Source organism: Vibrio aerogenes (assembly GCF_024346755.1).
Lineage (GTDB): Bacteria > Pseudomonadota > Gammaproteobacteria > Enterobacterales > Vibrionaceae > Vibrio > Vibrio aerogenes.
Genome location: NZ_AP024862.1, coordinates 83,311 through 104,741 on the forward strand (window position 1 = coordinate 83,311; position 21,431 = coordinate 104,741).

The window sequence follows — 21,431 nt, forward strand, 5'->3', positions numbered from 1 at the left end:
CAAAGGCTGGATGTTGAGTAAAGATGTTGGGTTAATGAAGATAAGCCTGCTGGCTTAAACAGAAGGTATCAGGTTTGCTTCATCAGTTTGTCTGATTCTTGGTCAGACAAATTGATGTGGATGACGAAAAACAGATAAAAAAATAGCCAACCCGGAGGCTGGCTATTTCTGATAATTCGAGTTATTGCTTACAGAACTTTGATCTGTTCAGCCTGAGGACCTTTTTGACCCTGAGACACGACAAACTCAACAGTCTGACCTTCTGTCAGAGTGCGAAAACCATCACCTTGAATTGCACTGAAGTGTGCGAACACATCTGGACCATTTTCTTGCTGGATAAAACCAAAACCTTTAGTTTCGTTGAACCACTTGACAGTGCCAGTCACTGTATTAGACATAATTATTTCCTGGTAAATCTAAGTAAAACTAAGCCATTACGGCCATAATAGCGTGGAAAAGTAAGATGAGTACGAACGACCGGGGAGTAACGAATAATCCAACAAGACGTATGGTAACCAACGGACTGCTTCCTAGCTGTACATTTGAGTGTAGTGTAATCTGTTCGCTTGTCAATTAAATATTTATTTTTCGGGAAGATTAGGAATAAATTCGTCCTTGGCTCAAAAAATTATGAGATAAATTTTTACATATTACATTTTTGACCGGTTTTTTCTGACTAAAGCCTCGAAATTTAAGTTATTTCTCTGTCGGTCAATCATTGTTTTTTTGCTGAATTTCCACCAGTTTCCTGTCTGCATCTGTGCTAAACACGCCGTAGCGACCATTTGCCTGTTCGGATTAAATATTTTTGACTCTATATCTGCTGTTTTTTGGTGAGCCTCTCATTTTCTGTATACAATGAAACTTAACTGGTTATGATTTAAGGCGAAATTATGTCCTTCTCAGTTTTGATTTGTGATGATTCGGCATTGGCAAGAAAGCAAATAGCAAGATCGTTACCGGCATCACTCAATGCCGGGGTTACGTTTGCCGTGCATGGTTTAGATGCGATGGACCGGTTGAAAGAAAGCCAGTTTGACTTGATGTTTCTTGATTTGACGATGCCGGAACTGGATGGTTTTGGTACGCTGGAAGCGATGAAGCAAGCTGGTTACACGACACCTGTGATCGTGGTTTCGGGGGATATTCAGCCCAAGGCAAAAGAGCGGGTTTCTGAATTGGGTGCAAAAGATTTCATTCAAAAACCAATTGCTGCAGATGTTCTGAAAGAAGTTCTCAAAACACTGATTGAAACACCTGTCAAACAACAGGTGATTACCCCGGTTTCCTATGAGCTACCTGTTCTGAAACGGCGTGATATTTATATGGAAGTGGCGAATATTGCCATTGGTCGTGCTGCGGATGTTTTAGCCCGTCATTTTGATGTATTTGTTGAGTTACCTTTACCGAATGTGAATATTTTCGAAGTCACTGAACTGCATATGGCGTTGAAAGAGCTGGCTGAAAATGATCAGGTTTCTGGTGTGTGTCAGGGGTTCAGCGGTGAGGGGATCGCGGGTGAAGCTTTGGTTTTACTGAGTGATTCCAGTGTTTCTGATATGAAACAGTTAATGAAAGTTCCGGTCGAAAATGAAGATCTGAAAGAGATTGAATTATTGATTGATGTCTCGAATCTTTTGGTCGGCGCATTTTTAAATGGTCTTGGAGAGCAGTCTGAAGTGCGTTTTTTCCAGAGTCCTCCGGTATTGCTCGGGCAGCATATTCCAATTGAATCGGTCATTGAGTCAACGGCGGGTTCGTTCCAAAAAACGATGACTTTTGAAGTCAGTTATAATATTGAAAATACATCCATCAGATGTGATTTGCTCTTTATGTTTGTCGACGAATCACTGCCGATTCTCGATAACAAGCTGGCTTATTTAATGGAGGAGGAGTTTTAATTATGAGTCTTCCCGCAGAGTTTGAGCAATTTCACTGGATGGTCGATATGGTGCAGAATATTGATCTGGGTCTGATTGTCATCGACAAAGAATATAAGGTTCAGTTATGGAACGGGTTCATGACTCACCATAGTGGTAAGCAATCGCATGATGCGATTGGTTTGTCTTTATTTGAGTTATTTCCGGAGATCCCAAGGGCCTGGTTTGAAGTCAAAACCAAGCCGGTTTATAACCTGGGTTGCCGGAGTTTTATTACCTGGCGTCAAAGGCCTTACCTTTTTAAGTGTCGCAATGTCAGGCCCGTGACTCAACAGGCTGATTATATGTATCAGAATGTCACGTTAAATCCGATGAGAACCCCGACGGGGGAAATTAAATCGATTTTTCTGTCGATTGAAGATGCGACCTCAGAAGCGTTGATGTCGAATCATCCTACAGGCTAAGCTGGTCTGATTTTTTCAATAGTCTTTTGCTGTGCAGTCGTATCCCACAGATATAATTGATAAGAGTATTTGTCTATGGCAATGACCAATGTTTTTTACTCAACCCGGCAAGTCAAAAATGGAGAGCAGTCTGCTGCTGATGCAAAAGGGCTGAAAATGTACAGTCTGATGGAGCGGGCGGGGCAGGCTGTTTTTGCGATAGGGATGGCGCAATATCCCAGCTCAGAGCACTGGTTGATTTGTTGTGGCTCAGGTAACAACGGTGGAGATGGTTACATTGTGGCCAGTCTCGCTAAATCCGTCGGAATCTACGTTACCGTATGGCAGACCGGCGGGCCGGACTCTTTAACCGGGGATGCGAGAGTGGCGTACGAACATTGGCGGAGCCATGGCGGGGAAGTCTCAGCCCCCGGTGATAAAGTCCCTGAAAGTGTTGATGTTATTATTGATGCGTTACTGGGAACCGGATTAAAAGGTCCGGTGAGAATGAGCGCCCTCACGTTGATTGAAGCGCTGAATCAAAGTCCAAAGCCGGTGATTGCCGTTGATATTCCATCTGGGTTGTGTGGTGATACCGGTAGCGTCCTTGGTGGCGCAGTCAAAGCCGAACATACGGTCAGTTTTATCGGCCTGAAACAAGGGCTGGTCACCGGCAAAGCCAGAAATTATGTTGGAGAGCTGCATTTCGCTGGTCTGGGGGTCGAAGATGCTTTTGACCACATGAATACCCCCGGAGTCCGGGCGATTCAGGTCAAACCTTCGGGACATGTTTTACCCAAAAGAGCGGCATCTTCACACAAAGGCTCCCACGGTAAAGCACTACTGTTTGGCGGGAATGAAGGCATGGGTGGTGCCATTATTCTGGCAGCAATGGCGACGGCGAAGTGCGGGACCGGTATGACGTCTGTTCTCTGTCACGCATATAATGTGACTCCTTTACTGGTCAGTACACCTGAAGTGATGAGTGCCTGCTGGGATTCACCGGAGTTCGTTGAAAAACGAATGCAATGGAGTGATGTGCTGGCGATTGGTCCGGGCCTTGGCAGAGATGAAAAAGCCTACCGTATTTATTCAACTGTTGCGTCTTCGGATAAACCTAAAGTTGTTGATGCAGATGCGCTCTATTTTCTGATGCAGCAGCCTAATGAAGATGATAAACGTGTCATTACCCCACACCCGGCTGAAGCTGCCTGTTTGCTTCAGACCTCCGTTGCTGAGGTAGAAGCAGATCGTTATGCGGCGATTAAAGCGCTTCAGGCCCGTTATGGTGGCGTCATTGTGTTGAAAGGAGCGGGTTCATTAGTGTGTGACGGGCAAGATACCTATGTTTGTCTGGCAGGCAACCCAGGGATGGCGAGTGCAGGTATGGGCGATGTGCTGACAGGTGTGATTACATCATTTATTGCACAGGGGCTGGATTTGCCGGAAGCTGCAAAGCTGGGCGTGCAGACACACAGTATGGCGGCCGATCAAAATGCAAAAGCTTTCGGAGAACGGGGGTTACTTGCCAGCGATTTATTACCTCATTTACGCCATCTGGTGAATTAAAACCGGTATTGTGCGCCCAACAGGAAGATTGGGTTGATATCTGCTTTTAACTCCGGATCCTGATAAGAAATTTCAACATTCAAATCCAGGTTCATCAGGTTGGTCGCCGGGATACTGGCCCCGACACTAAAATAAGGTGAGATTTCACGGGCGTCAGAGTCCTGTGCCGAAGTGGTATTTGTAAATGATTCATCAAACCGGGTAATGGCCACACCGCCTTTTGCATAAATCGACGTATTGTCAAAGACTTTATGTTGCAGCTTCGCCCCTCCAAAAATTCCCTTATAAGTCAGTTTCGGCTGATTGAGTAACTGAGGCTGTGAAAACAGGGAGAAGTCCTGAAAAGAGGGACTTTCAGAGTAACCAATGTCCAGATTAATTGCCGGGCTGAGTGCGTAGTTGAATCCGACTTGCGTGACCCATGTTTCTTCATAGGTGCTTGAAGTGCTGCCTATTTTGGCGATACCTGAACTACGGTAAAAATGATGCTGATCCGCCGCAAGTACCTGAAAAGGTATTGCCAGCAGTAACAGCATGATTGTTTTCAACCGTAGTGACGGGAGAGCCATCGTATCCTCCTTTGAATCTGCCCGTAAGTTTCCGGATTAACCAGATGGACAGACATTTCTTAACTCTAGCAAATTTTGTTCAAAATTGAACCATTGAGATAATATTTTCATCAGATTCTGGGAAAGAGATCTTATGAGACTGTGTGCTCAAGTGATCTCAGGATGCAGTGTTTCATCTGGAGGTCAAAAGAACCTGGGAATTGCGGGAATTATGGAAGGCAGGTGATTGTAATCCTTGAGAATTGCGGTCAACACGCTCTGGTGTTTCAGATATACAGCTTCGCAAAATAGTACCACAAAAAAAATAAAAATATCAGTCTTGTAGAAAGTAAAACAAAACCTATAATGCTGAAAACCGGAGCGTCTGCCAACGCTCCGGTTTTTTTGTGTCCGATGATCATGAATCGATGTCTGCCAACATCATTTTCAGCACTGCAACATTGAGACACAAGGTGAATCAATAAGGAAAAAGACAATGCGTATCGAACAAGAACTTAAGTTAGGTTTTAAAGATGTCCTGTTTCGTCCGAAACGTTCGACTTTAAAAAGCCGCTCCCAAGTTAATTTAACCCGCGAGTTTACCTTCAAGTACAGTGGGCGTCAATGGTGTGGCGTGCCTGTCATTGCTGCCAATATGGATTCTGTGGGTAGTTTCGAAATGGCGACAGTACTGGCAAAACATGATGTGCTGACGGCAATTCATAAGCATTATTCTGTCGATGAATGGTCGGAATTCGTCGCAAATGCAGATGAAAACGTGCTGCAACATATGATGGTGTCTACGGGCACATCTGATGCTGACTTTGAAAAAATGCATCAGATTCTGGCACTGAATGATGCGTTGATGTTTGTCTGTATTGACATTGCGAACGGGTATTCTGAACATTTGGTGGAATTTGTCGAGAAGGTTCGTGAAAGTCTGCCGGATAAAGTCATTATTGCCGGTAATGTCGTGACCGGTGATATGACAGAAGAGCTGATTCTGGCCGGTGCTGATATTGTGAAGGTTGGTATTGGTCCCGGTTCAGTTTGTACGACACGGGTGAAAACCGGTGTTGGCTACCCGCAGCTTTCAGCGATTATTGAATGTGCCGATGCGGCGCACGGCCTGGGTGGCCGGATTATCGGCGATGGTGGCTGTACCTGCCCCGGAGATGTGTCCAAAGCCTTCGGTGGAGGTGCAGATTTTGTCATGCTGGGCGGCATGCTTGCCGGGCATAAAGAATCCGGCGGTGAGGTTGTGGTGAAAGATGGCGAAAGCTATATGAAGTTTTATGGTATGTCGTCAAAATCGGCCATGGATAAACACTCCGGCGGTGTGGCTAAATACCGTGCCGCAGAAGGTAAAACCGTGCTGCTGCCATACCGTGGCAGTGTCGAAGATACCATTCAGGATATCCTCGGAGGAGTCCGTAGCACCTGTACTTATGTTGGCGCCGCTCAGTTAAAAGAGCTGACCAAGCGCACGACCTTTATCCGGGTGGAAGAACAGGAAAACCAGGTGTTCGGGAAGGCGTAGTTTTTTGAAAATCAGTTCTTCCAGACTGTCATGCATCAGCCAAAACCTTCGGGTTTTGGCTTTTTGTGCTGAGAAAACCCCCAGCTAGGCTGGGGGTTCCGTAAAGCTTTAAGCTATGAGTCAGTTATAAAACCCCTTTCAATTTGTTAAAACACCTTGCGGTCTGGCAACTGCAAAAGTTAAACAAAAATTGAAAGGGGGTCCCAATGGGGGACGAAAAGAGCTTAGCGCACACAAGATGGAATTGTAAATATCACATCGTATTTGCACCCAAGTATCGAAGACAGGTTTTCTACGGAGAAAAACGAAGAGCGATAGGCGAAATATTGAGAAAACTCTGTGAATGGAAAAAGGTGAATATTCTGGAAGCAGAGTGTTGTGTTGATCATATTCACATGTTGTTAGAAATTCCGCCGAAAATGAGCGTTTCGAGTTTTATGGGGTATTTGAAGGGAAAAAGTAGTCTGATGCTCTACGAGCAATTTGAGGACTTGAAGTTTAAATACAGAAATCGAGAATTTTGGTGTCGAGGGTATTACGTAGATACGGTGGGGAAAAATACCGCGAAGATACAGAATTATATAAAACATCAGTTGGAACAGGATAAATTGGGAGAGCAACTGTCGATCCCATATCCAGGCAGCCCGTTTACGGGCCGTAAGTAATCATCTATGCAAATGTCAGATCGCGTGATGCGCCTGTTAGGGCGCTGCTGGTAGGAGAGCCTTATAGGCGCATATGAAAAACCTCCGGCTATGCCGGAGGATATTTTTTTTTGATGGTTTCCGCTCTTCATTCCACAGTATTCTCAATTACCTTACGTGCTGTCGCAAACGTTCGCGGATAGTCGCCTTCGCGGGTGAGAAACTGCATCATTGAGAGCAGATCGAGGTATTTCCCCTGTGCTTTCCAGTTGTGATCCAACACTCCGCCATTTGCCAGATACGCCTCAACCAGTGGTTGCTCGTAGTGTGGGGAGAGTTCGGTGTCGTATCGAAAAAAATTGCCGAAATCGATCATTGGTGAGCCGGAAAAAGCGAATTCCCAGTCGAGAATAGCTGCTATCTGCCAATGTCCGGATTTGTTCTCAACCAACAGATTTTTCTGATTGAAATCAGAGTGGGTCAAGTTCATCACAGCGGGCAGTGATTCAAGTAAGGGCCGGTTGATTTCTATATACCTGGCTAACTTTTCCAACGTCTCAGAGCCGAGTCGCTTTGCCAGCAATGGTTCTGAGAGGAGATGTTGGTAATAGTGATAGGTCTTTTCCTGAAAAGGCGTAAAGGTTTCCACAATCTCGCCGCCGGGTCCAAAAAATCCTGAGGTATGAAAAGAGATTTGATGCATTTTAGCCATCCAGTATCCCAAAGAGCGGGCAATTGATTCAATCGCAGCCGCAGGCAGATCATCTTCTGTCTGGCTCAGCGGGACGCCCTCAACAAAACTCATGATAGCGATGTGCCGGTTCACTTCCGGCGCATCGGTTTCAAACCGCAATACCCGTGGTACAGGCAGGATTGTCTCAACTTGCTCAAGCACGGATAATTCTCCGAGAAATTCGCGAACTGATTTTCCTGACAGCCTTAAAATCCACTTTGTCCCTTTTGATTCAAAGAGATAGTTCAGGTTGCTGTATCCGCCTGATAGTTTTTTTATACATCCAGCGGGTTCGTAGCCTGAACGACACAGTAATCGTTGCAGCTTTGCCTGAGAGAAATCGGTTGTCGGCTCCCGCCGATCATATTTTTTATCAAAGTCCATTGAAATTTACTTCCTGACGCTGTTTGTTGTTTAATCTGCTCCTGAAACCGGCACCTTAAAGTTCATTGGGTATAATCCGCAAAAATCATACAATAGACAGGGCTGCAATATAACCTTCCGGCACGGCTTCTCCTGTTTTAGCTGCACAGACACAATCACCAATAAATAACAGGGACATGCACCATTAATAAATAACAGGGACATGCACCATAACAAAGATCACACAACAACTTCCTTTACCACAGAGAAATATAATCTTACATTGAAAAGTGATGAGATTCTGAGTGTTTCCAGTAATAACAGGGACATGCACCTTAACAAAGATCACACAACAACTGCCTTTGCCACAGAGAAATATAATCTTATATTGAAAAGTGATGAGATTCTGAGTGTTTCCAGTAAGAAAACAGCACGTTTGAGGTAATTCAAATAAGGAAAGCCGGTTGTTGATTCATTCAGGATGCAGCGAAACCCGGATTAACAATAAATCCCGTGAATTCGCTGCTTGTTGAAGAAAGTTTTCACTATCAGGAGCTGCTCAGGTGGCCCAATCCACCCACATCGGTTTTGTTCCAGATGGGTACAGAGTTTGAGACATTCAGTCTGGTTCAGGGAAAGACGCGAGACAATGGCCGGAAGGTGGGCATCGATATAGCCCGGTTTATCTTCCCGGATTTGCCTTCCGACAAAATCAACCCATTCGAGATAATCCATGAGCCGAAACGGAATGCCTGCCGGGTTGTCCTGATGTTCATAACCTGTAAAAGAGTGCAGGCCAGCAGGCGTTGGCTGGTGATTTTCGAGACTATCCAGCCGCTTTTTCACGGAAGTGTGCTGTGAGGTTTCCGGGGTGGGGCTGACCTTTGCCCGAATGGGATTCAGGTCAACATACGTCATGGCTGCCAGTAAGGCTTTCTTATCCAGCAGCGCCTGAGATTTGAAGCGACCTTCCCAGAAATGCCCCGTGCAGTGATCTTCCTGATTGGCCTGTTTGGCTATCTCCTCATTGAGTTCTTTCATCAGCCAGCTGAGAGACCAGAGGCGCTGGCGCCATGCTTCGATAATGACTTCACATTGCCGGTTTTCAGTGGGTGTTAATGGGAGATGTAAATAGCGCTGAATGATTGTCGGCAGTTGATGTTCAACAGACCAGCGTTCAATCACTTCAGCATTTGTCAGCTGCGCTGCCTTTTCCTGATTGATATGCACGACAAGGTGATAATGGTTATGCATCACCGCATACGCACAGATATCAATACAATAAACCTGAGCAAGCGCAAGAATCCGGTTTTCAACCCACAGGCGACGGTGCTCATAAGACTTGCCTGAGAACTGATCTTCCCCGCACAGAAAAGAATGCCGGACACAGCGGGAGACGCAGTGGTAATAAGGCGTGATATCAAGAGAAACTTTCTGCGCTCTGGGTGTGGTCATTACTTCGTCAGGTTAATTGTGAGTGAGTCAATCATACCGGTTGAATGACATGGTTGAAAATGCAGTAACCGTAGATACGATGGACTTTGCGTTGTGAATGAAATCGTATGTGATATCAGTATGATGTCTTGAGTTTTGACCTACAGGTTTATGGTGCGTGTCCGCAGAACCGCTAAAATCCACCGGCTTTGCAGGTGGATTTTACTTGGGTTCTCAGCGCATCAGTGCCATTAACCCTCCCCCGGAATGCATCTCTTTTCTGTGTGATTCAAAACGGCATCAGGCTGATGAGCGTTTACCGCTCAGCACAGAAACTCACAGAAGATATACTGGCTCCCGCTTTTAATGTCTTATTCCAGCTGAGCCCATTCAGCGTCAGTGTTGTACCATTCTGTTCCCATTCGGCGTTAATGACCTGGCTGATGGTGCCTTCTATGTTTAGATTTGCTTTCCAGTTCACACTGCTTTGCCCGTGATTTGTCACAGTGACGACGGCGCAATAACCGTTTTCCCAGTCATCTTTAATTTTCAGCGATGCACTGATCCTTTTGTCTGAAGGATAATCACCGACTTCAAGCATTTTAGCGGCATAGCGTTTACCCATTTCAATCACGGCGTCGGTGTTCCAGTGCACGTGGTCGCCCCGGTCTCCCAATACGGTGCCATCAGGCATCGGGCCGGATGAAACCCAGTAAGTATTTTCGATATGATCCGGCAGAAGATGAACTAAAGAGTTGTGGACAGCGCAACAGCCGGTTCTTGGCAGTTCACCGGCAATGAAAGGAACTTTTTCCGGGTCAAGGTTCAGATCTTCTCTTAGATGATTGACAAATTGTCTGACATACTCAACCCACACTTCCTGTCCGGTATTCGTCTCGCCCTGATGAAAAATGATGCCTTTGATCACCCCGACTTGCTGGGCTTTTTTCGCCAGTTCTAAAATCCATGGATAGATCGGCGTTGTTCCGTTCACAACCGGTGCACCCGTTATATCGCCATAAGGTGGCTTACACAGATCGAAATCGGCACAGTTTGGCAACTGAGCCCGGATATCCGAACCACCGTATGAGACACCGACGATCCCAATCGTGACATTTTCACCTTCTGCGTCAGCCATGGTGACTGCAAATGTGTCAGCCGGGCTCAGACCAACAGGCGCATAGGTGCCATCCTGTTTTGGAAAGTCACCTTCTTTACAACGGGCGATGGGTTGAAAATGACCCCGCCACGTTCCGTAAGCGTATTCAGAGTCACTGCAATTCTGGCTCTGAAGTGCCCGGACTCTCGGGTGTGAAATCGGTGTGTCAGGTAAATGTGCTTCACCCTGCATATTTGACTGGCCCAGTGCCAGATAAATATGAAAGTCAGGATCGGGCTCCGCCTGAGAAAATAACGGAAGTAGTGCCATACTCAGCACACCAGCCAGCAACGGTAATTTATTCATATGATGTTTCCTTTCTAATTGATATAATTATATGAAACCAAATGTATATATGGTTCACTTAGGGTAGATATGAACAGTCGTGAATTCAAATGACAGGCTGGTAATTGCGGAGCGACTTCTCAAACTATAAAGGGTATGGGGTGTGGTTATTAATTCACTTCGTTTTGAGGACTGACCTTTTATCTTTTGCGTGTCTGTCCGGAAGATTTTGGCTTTTGTGGTGGGCTTGGTGCGCTATTAAGTTTTGTTGATCCAAGCGGCACTTGGTGCACGCGCCCCAGATACTCTTTCCCGGATGAAAGAGTATCCAGAAAATCCTTTTGGTGGGTGCTGGCCGGAGCGGGATTGGAAGTGCATCCTGCACCCAATCCCTGAAAAATCTTCCTGATTTTTCTCCTGATTTCATGGATTCATTTTGCTGGGTGAAGTCGCTGAAGATGGCTGAAGTGAAACGGAAGGCTATCACAAAAAGAGCCACACAACTGAAGTGGCTCTGAATTAACTTAGTTTAGAACAACAGGCTTATTGTTTTACGCTGGCCTTTCCGGAAGCGGTGGTTTTTCCGATTACGTCCTGAATGGTGATCAACTTATTCATGTAAAGTATGACTTCATGGAAATTATGATCTGAAGGATTGTTCTTGTGCAGATAATCCTCAATTTGCATCAGATATTCGCAGGCTTGCTGCGAAAGGGCAGGGTCGTAAGCGATTGTTACGGGCATAAGTGCCTCCTATGTCATCGAGAAACGATCACAACTCAGAGGTGCTAAGAATGGGTGGTGAACTGGAGCGAGGTTAGGACTACCGTGACATAGGAAACGGCCTGACCGAAGTCAGCCTCACGCCCAGCTCACCATAATTTGACTATAATCTTGTCTGAAGAATAGACAACATCATAAAATTCAGGTACGCAAAAGCAGCATATAAAAAAACCAGCACAACGCTGGCACTTACATGCCCTATATCAACCGGGGTGCTAATCTTGGTGGGATTGGGTGTCAATTGTCGTATATGGTTTTGAATATCAGAGCATTAAAAATGTATCAGCTGGTTAAGTTATATTTGGACACATGCGAGTCAGCGCTTTTGCTAAATTAGAATATAACGGATTAACTTGCGTATAAAAAAGCGTCCCTTGCAGTGATTTGTTATACAGCACTTTCATATGGACCCGTTTTAGTTCGGTTGTTGCTCGACGCGATACTCAATTGAATTAGGTGTGACGTGGCCGATTCGTATCAAATAGCCGGAAACGGGCAACACCTTTTCGTTTGGCTTTAGCCGAATTGGAATTGTGTCCGAAGGTACGGCTATGTGGTAATCCTCAGCGGGCCCGATGGTCGTGGCATTGTAGGTTGTGTTTCCAGAAACGTTGAGTGAGGTTTGGTTGCCAAAAGTATTAGCGCTTCCTGTTACGTTTGTTTGCGAGTAGCCAGTGGTATTTGAAATGGGAGTGCGGCTCATTGTTGTTTCATTGGAAATAATGCTGATATCCTTTCTATACAAAACAACGGTACCGTCTGGCTCAATACCGGCGAAACGGATCTCGGTATATCCCTCTTTAGTTTTGCGGCCAAAAATGTCGGATTTTCCAAAAGCATTTTCCAGATTTCGTTCTCTATCAATGCTTACAACAATATCGCCTACGCCAGCGAAAAGGGGTTGTCCAGTTTTCTGTTTCACTTTTGACGTGTGATCGATGGCGGCACAGGATGTAAGTATGAAAGCGACCAATATGGCCGATGCGAAATTAATTGCGGCGTTCATTGCATCTCCTCGGATTCTTGTGCTGTATAACATTTTATTAGTGCGCACTGTTCCTGTCTTAAAATCATACAAAAACACCTAAATTTAAATATGACTGTATACCCATACATTGTAGTCGATTTCTGGTAAGGCCAAACATAGGCAAATAGATAAGAATTTGTATGGCAGCTGGAGTGGGAATTTTCGATTGAACTAAGGAGCCGAAACACGGAATGGGGCAATTTCGAGTTATGCCAACCACCCAAACACACCAAATATCTCCTATCAATCCCATAACAAAAACGTAGCACAGCAACCAAGAAATCACATAATTCAGGAGGCAAATTCACGATGAATTTGTCAGGTTTTGTGCGCATGGATGCGCTTACAAAACCGTTCCGGCCAGCGCCCACCAAAAGGATTTTCTGGATACTCTTTCATCCGGGAAAGAGTCTCTGGGGCGCGAGCACCAAGAGCCGCTTGGATCAACAACACTTAATAGCGCACCAAACCATCCACAAAAGCCAGAATCTTCCGAATCAAAACCACAACAAACAACGAAAACGCCAGTTTCAAATCCGGTATGTATTCCAACGCGGGAGCGTTGGAACAAGGAGAGGTGCAGCGTCCACCAAAAGACATTTCCGGATACGCTTTTCGCCAGCAAAGAGTATCTGGGGCGCGCCCACCAAGCGCCGCTTGGATCAACAAAACTCAATAGCGCACCAAACCATCCACAAAAGCCAAAATCTTCCGAATCAAAACCACAACAAAAAAAGAAAACGCCAGTTTCAAACCCGGTATGTATTCCAACGCAGGAGCGTTGGAACAAGAAGTATGGGCAGTGCACAGCGCTAAAAGTTAGCTGAGATCAATCCAGGTGGTTTTTATTTCCGTATATTTTTCAAGAGAATGAAGAGACTTGTCCCGGGCGTTACCAGACTGTTTAACGCCACCAAATGGTGTCGTGGTGTCACTGCCAGCCCAGTTGTTAATCCATACCATGCCTGCCTGTAACTCCCGTGCGGTTTTATGTGCCTTTTTGAGATTACTGGTCCAGATTCCGGCCCCCAGGCCATACTTGCTGTCATTTGCCAGTTGAATGGCTTCCTCCCAACCGGAAAAAGTGCTGATTGCCAGAACGGGACCAAATATTTCGTGTTGCACAATCTCCATATCCTGTTGTGCCCCGGTGAAGATCGTCGGTTGGATGTAACACCCTTTGTCGTTCACCTGTACACTTTCACCACCAAACAGAAGATTTGCCCCCTCTGTTTTTCCCTTCCCGATACAGGCTAACACCTGATCCAAATGCTGCTGATCAACCAAAGCGCCCATCATGGTGTCAGGATTCAGCGGATCGCCGGGGGTATATTTCTTCGCCTCTTCGATGAGTAAAGGAATGAATTCATCCTTGATTGAGTCTTCGATAATCAGTCTTGAAGTCGCAATACACACCTCTCCCTGATTGGAAAAAATACCGAGTGCGACAGCTGAGGCTGCGGCTTCAAGGTCTTCACAATCAGCAAATATAATACATGGTGATTTTCCTCCGGCTTCAAGCCAGGTTCGCTTGAGGTTTGACTGGCCGGCATATTCCATTAACTGACCGGCGACCTTTGTCGACCCGGTGAATGCGATGACATCCACATCCGGGTGTAATGCAAGTGCTTTTCCTACGGTATGGCCTGAACCCGGTAATACATTCAATACACCATCAGGAATACCGGCTGTTTTCGCCAGTTCAGCCAGATAGAGTGCACTAAGCGGTGATTTTTCCGAAGGCTTCAGAATCACGCAGTTTCCGGCTGCCAGAGCGGGGGCTATTTTCCAGCTTGCCATCATTAATGGATAGTTCCACGGGACAATGGCTGCAACGACGCCCACCGGCTCCCGTGTGATTAAAGCCAGACTGCTGTCAGTTGTCGGAGAGATCTCGCCATAGATCTTATCTATCGCCTCGGCAGACCAGCGGAAAGTGTCAACGGTTGTTGGTACATCAAAGTAAACACAATCTGAAATGGGTTTCCCCATATCCAGAGTATCAATCAGAGCGAATTTATCCCGGTTTTCTTCAATTAAATCAGCCAGTTTTAATAAAATCTTTTTCCGTTCAGCATTTGGTATCCGCGACCAGACACCGGATTGAAAAGCGGCTCTTGCGCCAGCCACGGCAATGTCTGCATCAATATCTGAGCAACTTGCTACCTCTGCCAGAATCTCTCCGGTTGCCGGATTGATAGATGTGAGCGTCTCTCCTGTTTCAGAGCCGACAAATTCACCGTTAATAAAAGCGTCTGTAATTAATGTGATTGACTGTGCCTGTTCTTGCCATTGTTTGTAGCTGTTCATCCTTGACTCCGTTTTAGCTGAATAGGGGGGAACTCAGCGAGTTCATTCAAAGCAGAAAAAGCCTGCTTATCCGGTTTTTTCTAAGCCGCACCAGTTTGCAATGAATACGGCCAGTACCTGAGCAACCTGAACCGTGCTCGATACTGAGACTCTCTCATTGAAGCCATGAATATTCTCGGCTACCGGGCCGTAGCATGTTGCCGGGGTATTGCCATAGAGCTGGAAAAAACGACAATCCGTCGTGGCGGTCACTGCGAGTGTTTCACAATGTGTATCAGAGACCAGACGATGTGCTTCTTTCACTGATTCAATCAGCGGAGCGTCTTTATTGATTTCACAGCCTTCAGCCTGGAAGCCGGTATAACATAGTTCTGCTTTCAGGTCGTTTGGCAGTTCAACGCTGGCAATGACCTGCTCAAGCTCATTCTTGATATCGTCCAGTTTCATTCCCGGGTAAAAACCAACCCGGAAATCGGCTTCACAGTAGCAGGCGACCGTTGATGCCCAGTCGCCACCATGCACCTTACCTAAATTGAAATTAATCGGGTGAGCATGACTGGCATAGCAATGGTGACGTCTATCAGTTTGATTCCACTCGCTTTCTAACGCTTTCAGCCTGTTGATGATCAGGTAAAGTGCATCAAAAACATTACTTCCGCTGGATGTATCCAGCACATGTGCGGGTTTGCCGGTGAGTTTTAGCTGAAACCACATGACACCAAGCTGGGCAACCAGACAGGTTTGGCCAAAAGGTTCAGGAATGATTGCAGCGTCAGCAGTGTAGCCTGCATCTAAACAGGCGAGGGCTCCATTTCCGGTACATTCTTCCTCGATGACACTTTGCAAAATCACTTTCGCGGCAGGCTGATAACCCAGATCTTTTAATGCAGCGAATGCGTTGCAATAAGCCACAATACCCGCCTTCATATCGCCGCTACCGCGTCCGTACAGCCAGTCGCCGTCAACATAGGGTTCAAAGGGCGGATGATTCCATAAATGCGCCGGTCCGGATGGCACCACATCCATGTGACCATTGAGAATAAGTGACCTGCCGGTTGCCTCTTTGGGAGTATGAACACCCACAATATTTGTCCGGCCATCTGTTTTGTTTGTCACTGGTGGGGAGAAGCCGGGAAGTGAGGAGAGTTTGTCCAGATCTATCGTTATCTCACTCACCCTGGTCCCTAATTCCAGAAAAACTTGTTTAATAACAGATTGAGCCGCTGCCTCATGACCAAGCGTGCTGTCGCAAGCGACAAGAGAAGACAGGTCAGTAATGATGTTGTTCCGGCGCTTTTCTACCGAATCGAGAATCTGGCTTAACAGTGTTGTATTCATCTTTTAATTCTCTGAATAATAAGGGGAAACTGGTCACATCAATGATGATTTTTACTGTGGTTTATATAACCCGTGTCGATAACAGAAATCATAAAGCCTGTAAATTTGGGGGTATATAACCCCAGAGTGGTATGTTTAAATAGCAGGGAAAGTGTTTCAGGAGTCACTGATCAATGAGCAGGATATTTGATGTCAGACTGGATAAGGCAATGGCCGATTTAGTGAATGCTTCGGGGAGTGCGAACTTTCCGGAAGCTTTGAGTTATTTCGTTGCCAGACAGGTTCATTTCGATAACCTGATCATTATTGTCTACCACAAAGATCACACGCCGCAAGAGCTTTACAGAGAGTCCGAAGACCCGCTGGTGTACGAAAAAATGCAGACGCATTATCTCAGTGGCGCATATATGCTGGACCCGTTTTATCATGTGGTGCGCAGTGGCATTCAAACCGGTATCCACAGTATCTTTGATCTGGCGCCTGACCAGTTTAAGTTTACAAGCTACTTCAATGAATACTATGACAAGACAACCCTGATTGATGAGTTTGCTTTATTCGCCCCTTTGGGGCTTGAGACAACACTGACAGCCTGCTTCGGCCGGGATGAATCACGGGGAACGAAGTTCAGTAAAACGGAATTAAAGCACATCCGGTCATTTGAAAAGGTCTTGTCCGCATTATGTACACAACACTGGAAAGACTATCAGCCAAAAGAGGGGAAAAATATCAGTTTACCGCCGGTGACGGAACGCCTCCGGGATGCCGTCTTCACTCAGCATGACATTTCACTCAGTCCCCGTCAGGCAGAAGTTGCACTCCATATATTGCAGGGACACTCATCACTATCGATTTCCCTGAATCTGAATATCAGTAAAGAGACGGTCAAAGTATTTCGCAAACAGCTTTACGCTAAGTGTCAGATTAGTTCTCAGGCGGAACTTTTCGCCCTTCTGATGCCTGTCATCTCCAGCATCTGAATAAAAAACCTGCTGCAACGCGCTTGTTTAAGCCCTTGTTTAAGCGCCCATGGACGGCTTGAGCGGTTTGTGGAACCAGATATATCCAGATCAGAAAATGACTCGGACTGGTATTATTCAAACTGACATTATCTGTGGATCATATTCATAACCCTCTGGGGTTATATACCCCTCATTAGGCTTGTTATATCGTTAAATAATGAAATACAGGGGTATCAAGGAAGATAACTGATGATGACACGCGATGTTTCAGTGGGGATTCATAACGTTGTGAAGCGTTATGGCTCCTTCACGGCTTTACATGGGGTTTCGCTGGATATACGGGAAAACGAGTTCTTCACCCTGCTTGGGCCTTCCGGGTGCGGGAAAACAACCTTGTTGAGATGTATCGCTGGCTTCGAGGATGTGAGCGAGGGCAGTATTCATCTCAATGATACCGACCTGACTGGCTTAAAGGCACATGAGCGCCCGGTAAATACTGTTTTTCAACAATATGCGCTGTTTCCGCATATGACGGTAGAAGAGAATGTCATGTTTGGGCTGCGGCGCAGTGGCTGGAGCCGCCGGGAAGCGGTTCGCCGGGCTGACGATATGTTAAAGCTGGTGCAAATGACGGAGTATGCCAATCGTAAACCCACACAATTGTCTGGCGGGCAGCAACAACGGGTTGCGCTGGCCCGCGCGCTGGCGCCTCGTCCCAAAGTCCTGCTGCTTGATGAGCCTCTGTCTGCGTTGGATCTGAAACTGCGTCAGGCCGTTCGCATGCAGTTAAAAGAAATACAGCGGGAAACCGGCATTGCGTTCGTCTTTGTGACCCATGATCAGGAAGAAGCGCTGACCATGTCTGACCGGATTGCGGTGATGTCAAAAGGTTATGTTCAGCAGACAGGCACCCCCAAAGAAATCTACGAGGCACCGGTCAACCGGTTCGTTGCTGATTTTATCGGTGAAACAAACTTCCTTGATGTTGAAGTTCAGTCTGTCACGGACGGTATCGCACAGATTGTGCTGCCGGGCGGACATCCGTTTTCCTGTCCCGCTGCTGCTAAAGTCAGCCCCGGTAAGGGACACCTTTCTGTCCGGCCGGAACGGATTAGTGTTTGCGCTCCGGATCAGAGCGACTTGCGGGGAACTGTGACCGATCAAACGTATCTGGGAACGGATACGCATGTGCAGTTAAAGCTGGATGACGGTGAAGACATGACTGTCCGGATGCAGAATTCGGAGTCGATGACAATTCCCGCAATGGGTGATGTGGTCGGGTTAAAACTGGAGGCAGGTGCAGCAAGCCTGCTGATTGACTAATGGCTGCGGGCGCGTCTTCAGGCGCTGGTATCACATCCGATATTTACAAAAAAAACGCATTTGGTCTGATGCTTCCCTCCTGGGTGATGATCGGTTTCTTCTTACTGGTTCCCGTCGCCATCATGGGTGTTTATTCAATTCTGACCAAAGAATTTCGTGGCGGTGTGATCTGGGAATTCTCTGCTGCTTCCTGTGATCAGTTCTTTCTTGATCGCGGTCTGTTTGGTGATGAGCCCCCCGTGATCGAATGGACCTATATCAATATTTTTCTCCGCTCTATCCAGCAAGCTGCGATGGCGACACTGCTGTGTTTGATTATCGGATTTCCAACCGCGTGGTTCATTGCGACCCGTGACGAAAAATCCAGACCGATCTGGTTGTTTCTGATTACGATTCCGTATTGGGTCAACCTGCTGATCCGTACCGTCTCGATGAAGTTTCTGATCAGGGACAACGGGCCATTAAACGAATTTTTGCTCTGGACTGGTGTGATCTCTGAACCTCTGGGTTTGGTCAACACAGATCTTGCGGTTCAGTTAGGGCTGTTTTACAGCTATCTGCCTTTCATGGTGCTGCCGATTTACGCATCCGCAGAGCGTTACGACTTCAGTTTATCGGAAGCGGCGGCTGACCTGTATGCCGGTGCCTGGACAACATTGCGCCTGGTGATTTTACCGCTCGTCAAACCCGGCATTATCGCCGGTTGCATTCTGGTGTTTGTGCCATCTTTGGGCGCTTTTTTAGCACCGGATCTGCTCGGCGGCGCGAAGAACTTCATGATTGGTTCACTGATTGAAGAACAGTTTAAAGGTGCCGCGGGGAACTGGCCCTTTGGTGCTGCGGTATCGATGATTCTTTTAACCATCGTGATGGCCGTTCTGATTATTTACGCCAGAAGCCAGCATAAACAGCAGGAGAAATGATGAAAAATCTGATTGATTTAAAAAAGTTCACTGGCTTTCGGGAAATCACCCTGCTGTGTCTGGTGATTCTCTATGCGCCGCTGGTGATTGTCGCCATTTATTCTTTCAATGCATCACCTTCGATCACGAAATGGGGCGGGATGTCATTGAAATGGTACAGCGAAGTATTTTCAGGCCCCGAAGCACCGAAGTTCAAAGCCGCCGCGCTCAACTCAATGTTTATTGCTGTCGCTGCCGCGACCATCGCAACGATGATTGCACTGGCCGCCTCCGTCGCGATGACAAGAGCCGGAAAATTCAGAGGAAAAGTTGCAGGGTTTGCGCTGATTAATCTCCCTTTAATGGTTCCGGAGGTGGTGACTGCGGTTGCCAGCCTGGTGTTCTTTTCGGCCATTGGCTTTCAAGGGGGAATACTGACCATCCTGCTGGCTCACATCGTTTTTTGTATTCCTTTTGCCTACCTGCCAATTTCTGCCCGGATGCAAAGTATTCCTCCGATGTATGAACAGGCGGCGATGGATTTATATGCAACCCCCAAAGAAGCCTTTAATCAGGTGCTTCTGCCGATGATGATGCCGGGGATTCTGTCAGGATTTCTGCTCGCATTCATCATTTCACTGGATGACTTTTTGATTACGAACTTTGTCAAAGGCGCAGGCGTTGAAACGCTCCCAACGGCCATTTTCGGGTCCGTCAAACAGGGAATCAAACCCAATATTATGGCGATTTCCACGCTTATGCTCGGTGTCTCCGCTGTTTTTGTTGCGCTGTCCTGGTTGATTGGACGTATACCCAAACCACCTGAAGATGCATGATTCAGCGCCAGCCGAAAGGTGCAGTTCAAGGAAGGTGAATGTAGGCATGTAAACACCTGTCAAATTCACCTGACGCAGAAATGTGCGTTTCGGCTGACGCCCTGCGGGTGAGTTTGTCCGGGCTTGCTCCAGCGTTACTGATTCTCAACGTAGAGTGACTATGTTTTCAAATCAGTGCCTTGTTTCAAGCCCGGACAAATCTCACTGAACACTGCATCTTCAGGTGATTTGGGTATATAGGCCGGAAAAAACATCAGAATCTTAACAGGGAAGGAAAGACTATGAAGAAAACAACGATCGCATCAATGCTGTTACTTGCTCTTGCCACAAATGTGCAGGCCGCAGGGAAGTTATCGCTTTATCACTGGTTTGAATATATCCCACAGGAACTTCTGGACAAATTCTCCAAAGAATATGATGTGGAAGTGACGATGGACACCTACGACAGTAACGAAGCGCTGCTGGCATCACTCAAGGCAGGCAAGCTGGGGAGTTATGACCTTGCCGTTCCCGGCGATTATATGGTCAAAATCATGAAAGGTGAGGGGATGCTCGATACCTTTAAACCGGAGGAACTCTCCAATTTTGGCAATATAGAGAAGCAGTGGCTCGATGTACCTTTTGATCCGGGCCGGAAAAGTTCGATTCCTTACCAGTGGGGGACAACATCCTTCTCTGTTAACCGCGATGTTTATAAAGGGCCGGCAGATTCCTTATCGATTATCTTCGATCCACCGCAGGCATTGAAAGGTAAGATCAATGTGCTGGATACCGCCGGAGAAACATTAACCCTCGCCTCTCTGTATCTGGGGATTCCGCAATGCAGTACCGATAAATCACAGTTGAAGGCGCTCAGCAAGCTGGTTAATAAAGCCAAAAAAGACTGGGCTTCTTTTGGCTCTGATGTTGCGAAAGATGTGCTGGTTTCCGGTGATGCCGCCGCTGGTATGATTTGGTCCGGCTTTTCTGCCAAAGCAAGAAACGAAGGCGCGAATATCGAATATATCTTTCCCAAAGAAGGCTATTTGGTATGGATGGATAACGTCGTGCTGCTGAAAGATGCACCAAACCGGGAAAATGCACTGAAATTTATGAATTTCCTGCTTGAGCCGGAAAATGCAGCGGCAGTGACCAATTTTGCGCAATATTCCGCAGGGGTGAAAGGGACAGAACCTTACCTGACGGATGCCGTGAAAAACTCACCGGAATCTCATCCGCCAAAAGGTTCGAAAGGTGTCTTTGTTCAGGCCTGTGATCAAAAAGTACAGGAAATGTACGACGCGATCTGGACCCGCCTCAAAAAATAATACCAATCACACGAAGGTACTGCTCATCTGGATATGTCTGGTGGAGCA

Annotated in this window: 20 protein-coding genes; 10 read left to right on the top strand and 10 right to left on the bottom strand. The window is 46.6% G+C overall.

The genetic code is table 11. The annotated features are described in order from the left end of the window. Window positions 1-188: 188 nt before the first annotated feature. Window positions 189-398 carry a cold-shock protein gene (locus OCV29_RS18000; RefSeq protein WP_073579533.1) on the bottom strand — a complete coding sequence of 70 codons (210 nt, stop codon included), beginning with the start codon at window positions 396-398 and terminating at the stop codon, window positions 189-191. A gap of 495 nt (window positions 399-893) precedes the next feature. On the opposite strand from OCV29_RS18000, the gene OCV29_RS18005 reads away from it, so the two are divergent. The 3 genes from OCV29_RS18005 (at window position 894) to OCV29_RS18015 (ending at window position 3,892) form a co-directional block, all read left to right on the top strand. Then, a complete protein-coding gene (locus tag OCV29_RS18005) occupies window positions 894-1,901 on the top strand; it encodes a response regulator (protein WP_073605376.1) in 1,008 nt (335 codons plus the stop codon). Then, the gene (locus OCV29_RS18010; RefSeq protein ID WP_073605375.1) at window positions 1,901-2,344 is read left to right on the top strand and encodes a PAS domain-containing protein; all 444 of its coding nucleotides are present in this window, start codon (window positions 1,901-1,903) and stop codon (window positions 2,342-2,344) included. The genes OCV29_RS18005 and OCV29_RS18010 overlap by 1 nt, the downstream gene beginning before the upstream one ends. 75 nt (window positions 2,345-2,419) lie before the next feature. After that, the gene (locus OCV29_RS18015; protein ID WP_073605374.1) at window positions 2,420-3,892 is read left to right on the top strand and encodes a bifunctional ADP-dependent NAD(P)H-hydrate dehydratase/NAD(P)H-hydrate epimerase; all 1,473 of its coding nucleotides are present in this window, start codon (window positions 2,420-2,422) and stop codon (window positions 3,890-3,892) included. On the opposite strand, the gene OCV29_RS18020 is transcribed toward OCV29_RS18015, so the two are convergent. Then, entirely contained in the window at window positions 3,889-4,461 is a 573-nt protein-coding gene (locus OCV29_RS18020; RefSeq protein ID WP_073605373.1) for an outer membrane protein, read from the bottom strand. The two genes, OCV29_RS18015 and OCV29_RS18020, sit on opposite strands and share 4 nt — an antisense overlap. Before the next feature lie 475 nt (window positions 4,462-4,936). Here OCV29_RS18020 and OCV29_RS18025 point away from each other — a divergent pair, with 475 nt between their 5' ends. Both OCV29_RS18025 and tnpA read left to right on the top strand, forming a co-directional pair. Further along, the gene (locus OCV29_RS18025; RefSeq protein WP_073605372.1) at window positions 4,937-5,980 is read left to right on the top strand and encodes a GMP reductase; all 1,044 of its coding nucleotides are present in this window, start codon (window positions 4,937-4,939) and stop codon (window positions 5,978-5,980) included. A gap of 206 nt (window positions 5,981-6,186) precedes the next feature. After that, a complete protein-coding gene (tnpA, locus tag OCV29_RS18030) occupies window positions 6,187-6,645 on the top strand; it encodes an IS200/IS605 family transposase (protein WP_073605184.1) in 459 nt (152 codons plus the stop codon). 127 nt (window positions 6,646-6,772) lie between these two features. Here tnpA and OCV29_RS18035 read toward each other — a convergent pair whose 3' ends face one another. The 8 genes from OCV29_RS18035 to OCV29_RS18070 form a co-directional block, all read right to left on the bottom strand. Next, entirely contained in the window at window positions 6,773-7,741 is a 969-nt protein-coding gene (locus OCV29_RS18035) for a phosphotransferase family protein (RefSeq protein ID WP_073605183.1), read from the bottom strand. Between the two features lie 477 nt (window positions 7,742-8,218). After that, window positions 8,219-9,175: a transposase gene (locus OCV29_RS18040; RefSeq protein ID WP_073605181.1), complete on the bottom strand. Its 957-nt coding sequence runs from the start codon at window positions 9,173-9,175 to the stop codon at window positions 8,219-8,221. 295 nt (window positions 9,176-9,470) lie between these two features. Beyond that, the gene (locus tag OCV29_RS18045) at window positions 9,471-10,619 is read right to left on the bottom strand and encodes a sialate O-acetylesterase (protein WP_073605180.1); all 1,149 of its coding nucleotides are present in this window, start codon (window positions 10,617-10,619) and stop codon (window positions 9,471-9,473) included. 522 nt (window positions 10,620-11,141) lie between these two features. Next, entirely contained in the window at window positions 11,142-11,342 is a 201-nt protein-coding gene (locus OCV29_RS18050; protein WP_073605179.1) for a hypothetical protein, read from the bottom strand. A 454-nt stretch (window positions 11,343-11,796) separates the two neighbouring features. Continuing rightward, the gene (locus OCV29_RS18055) at window positions 11,797-12,387 is read right to left on the bottom strand and encodes a hypothetical protein (protein ID WP_073605178.1); all 591 of its coding nucleotides are present in this window, start codon (window positions 12,385-12,387) and stop codon (window positions 11,797-11,799) included. A gap of 364 nt (window positions 12,388-12,751) precedes the next feature. Then, entirely contained in the window at window positions 12,752-13,198 is a 447-nt protein-coding gene (locus OCV29_RS18060; protein ID WP_139281661.1) for a hypothetical protein, read from the bottom strand. Between the two features lie 29 nt (window positions 13,199-13,227). Then, window positions 13,228-14,718 carry an aldehyde dehydrogenase gene (locus tag OCV29_RS18065; protein ID WP_073605176.1) on the bottom strand — a complete coding sequence of 497 codons (1,491 nt, stop codon included), beginning with the start codon at window positions 14,716-14,718 and terminating at the stop codon, window positions 13,228-13,230. A 66-nt stretch (window positions 14,719-14,784) separates the two neighbouring features. Continuing rightward, window positions 14,785-16,056 (bottom strand): ArgE/DapE family deacylase, encoded by a 1,272-nt coding sequence (locus OCV29_RS18070; RefSeq protein ID WP_073605175.1) that lies wholly within the window; start codon window positions 16,054-16,056, stop codon window positions 14,785-14,787. A gap of 173 nt (window positions 16,057-16,229) precedes the next feature. On the opposite strand from OCV29_RS18070, the gene OCV29_RS18075 reads away from it, so the two are divergent. From OCV29_RS18075 to OCV29_RS18095, 5 genes are all read left to right on the top strand, one after another. Next, complete coding sequence (locus tag OCV29_RS18075; protein ID WP_073605174.1) at window positions 16,230-17,033, top strand: helix-turn-helix transcriptional regulator; 804 nt, start codon at window positions 16,230-16,232, stop codon at window positions 17,031-17,033. Between the two features lie 231 nt (window positions 17,034-17,264). Next, complete coding sequence (locus OCV29_RS18080; RefSeq protein ID WP_139281660.1) at window positions 17,265-18,338, top strand: ABC transporter ATP-binding protein; 1,074 nt, start codon at window positions 17,265-17,267, stop codon at window positions 18,336-18,338. Beyond that, complete coding sequence (locus tag OCV29_RS18085) at window positions 18,338-19,261, top strand: ABC transporter permease (RefSeq protein ID WP_261887418.1); 924 nt, start codon at window positions 18,338-18,340, stop codon at window positions 19,259-19,261. The genes OCV29_RS18080 and OCV29_RS18085 overlap by 1 nt, the downstream gene beginning before the upstream one ends. Next, window positions 19,258-20,076: an ABC transporter permease gene (locus OCV29_RS18090; RefSeq protein WP_073605172.1), complete on the top strand. Its 819-nt coding sequence runs from the start codon at window positions 19,258-19,260 to the stop codon at window positions 20,074-20,076. The genes OCV29_RS18085 and OCV29_RS18090 overlap by 4 nt, the downstream gene beginning before the upstream one ends. 281 nt (window positions 20,077-20,357) lie before the next feature. Beyond that, window positions 20,358-21,383 carry an extracellular solute-binding protein gene (locus OCV29_RS18095; RefSeq protein WP_073605171.1) on the top strand — a complete coding sequence of 342 codons (1,026 nt, stop codon included), beginning with the start codon at window positions 20,358-20,360 and terminating at the stop codon, window positions 21,381-21,383. Window positions 21,384-21,431 lie beyond the last annotated feature (48 nt).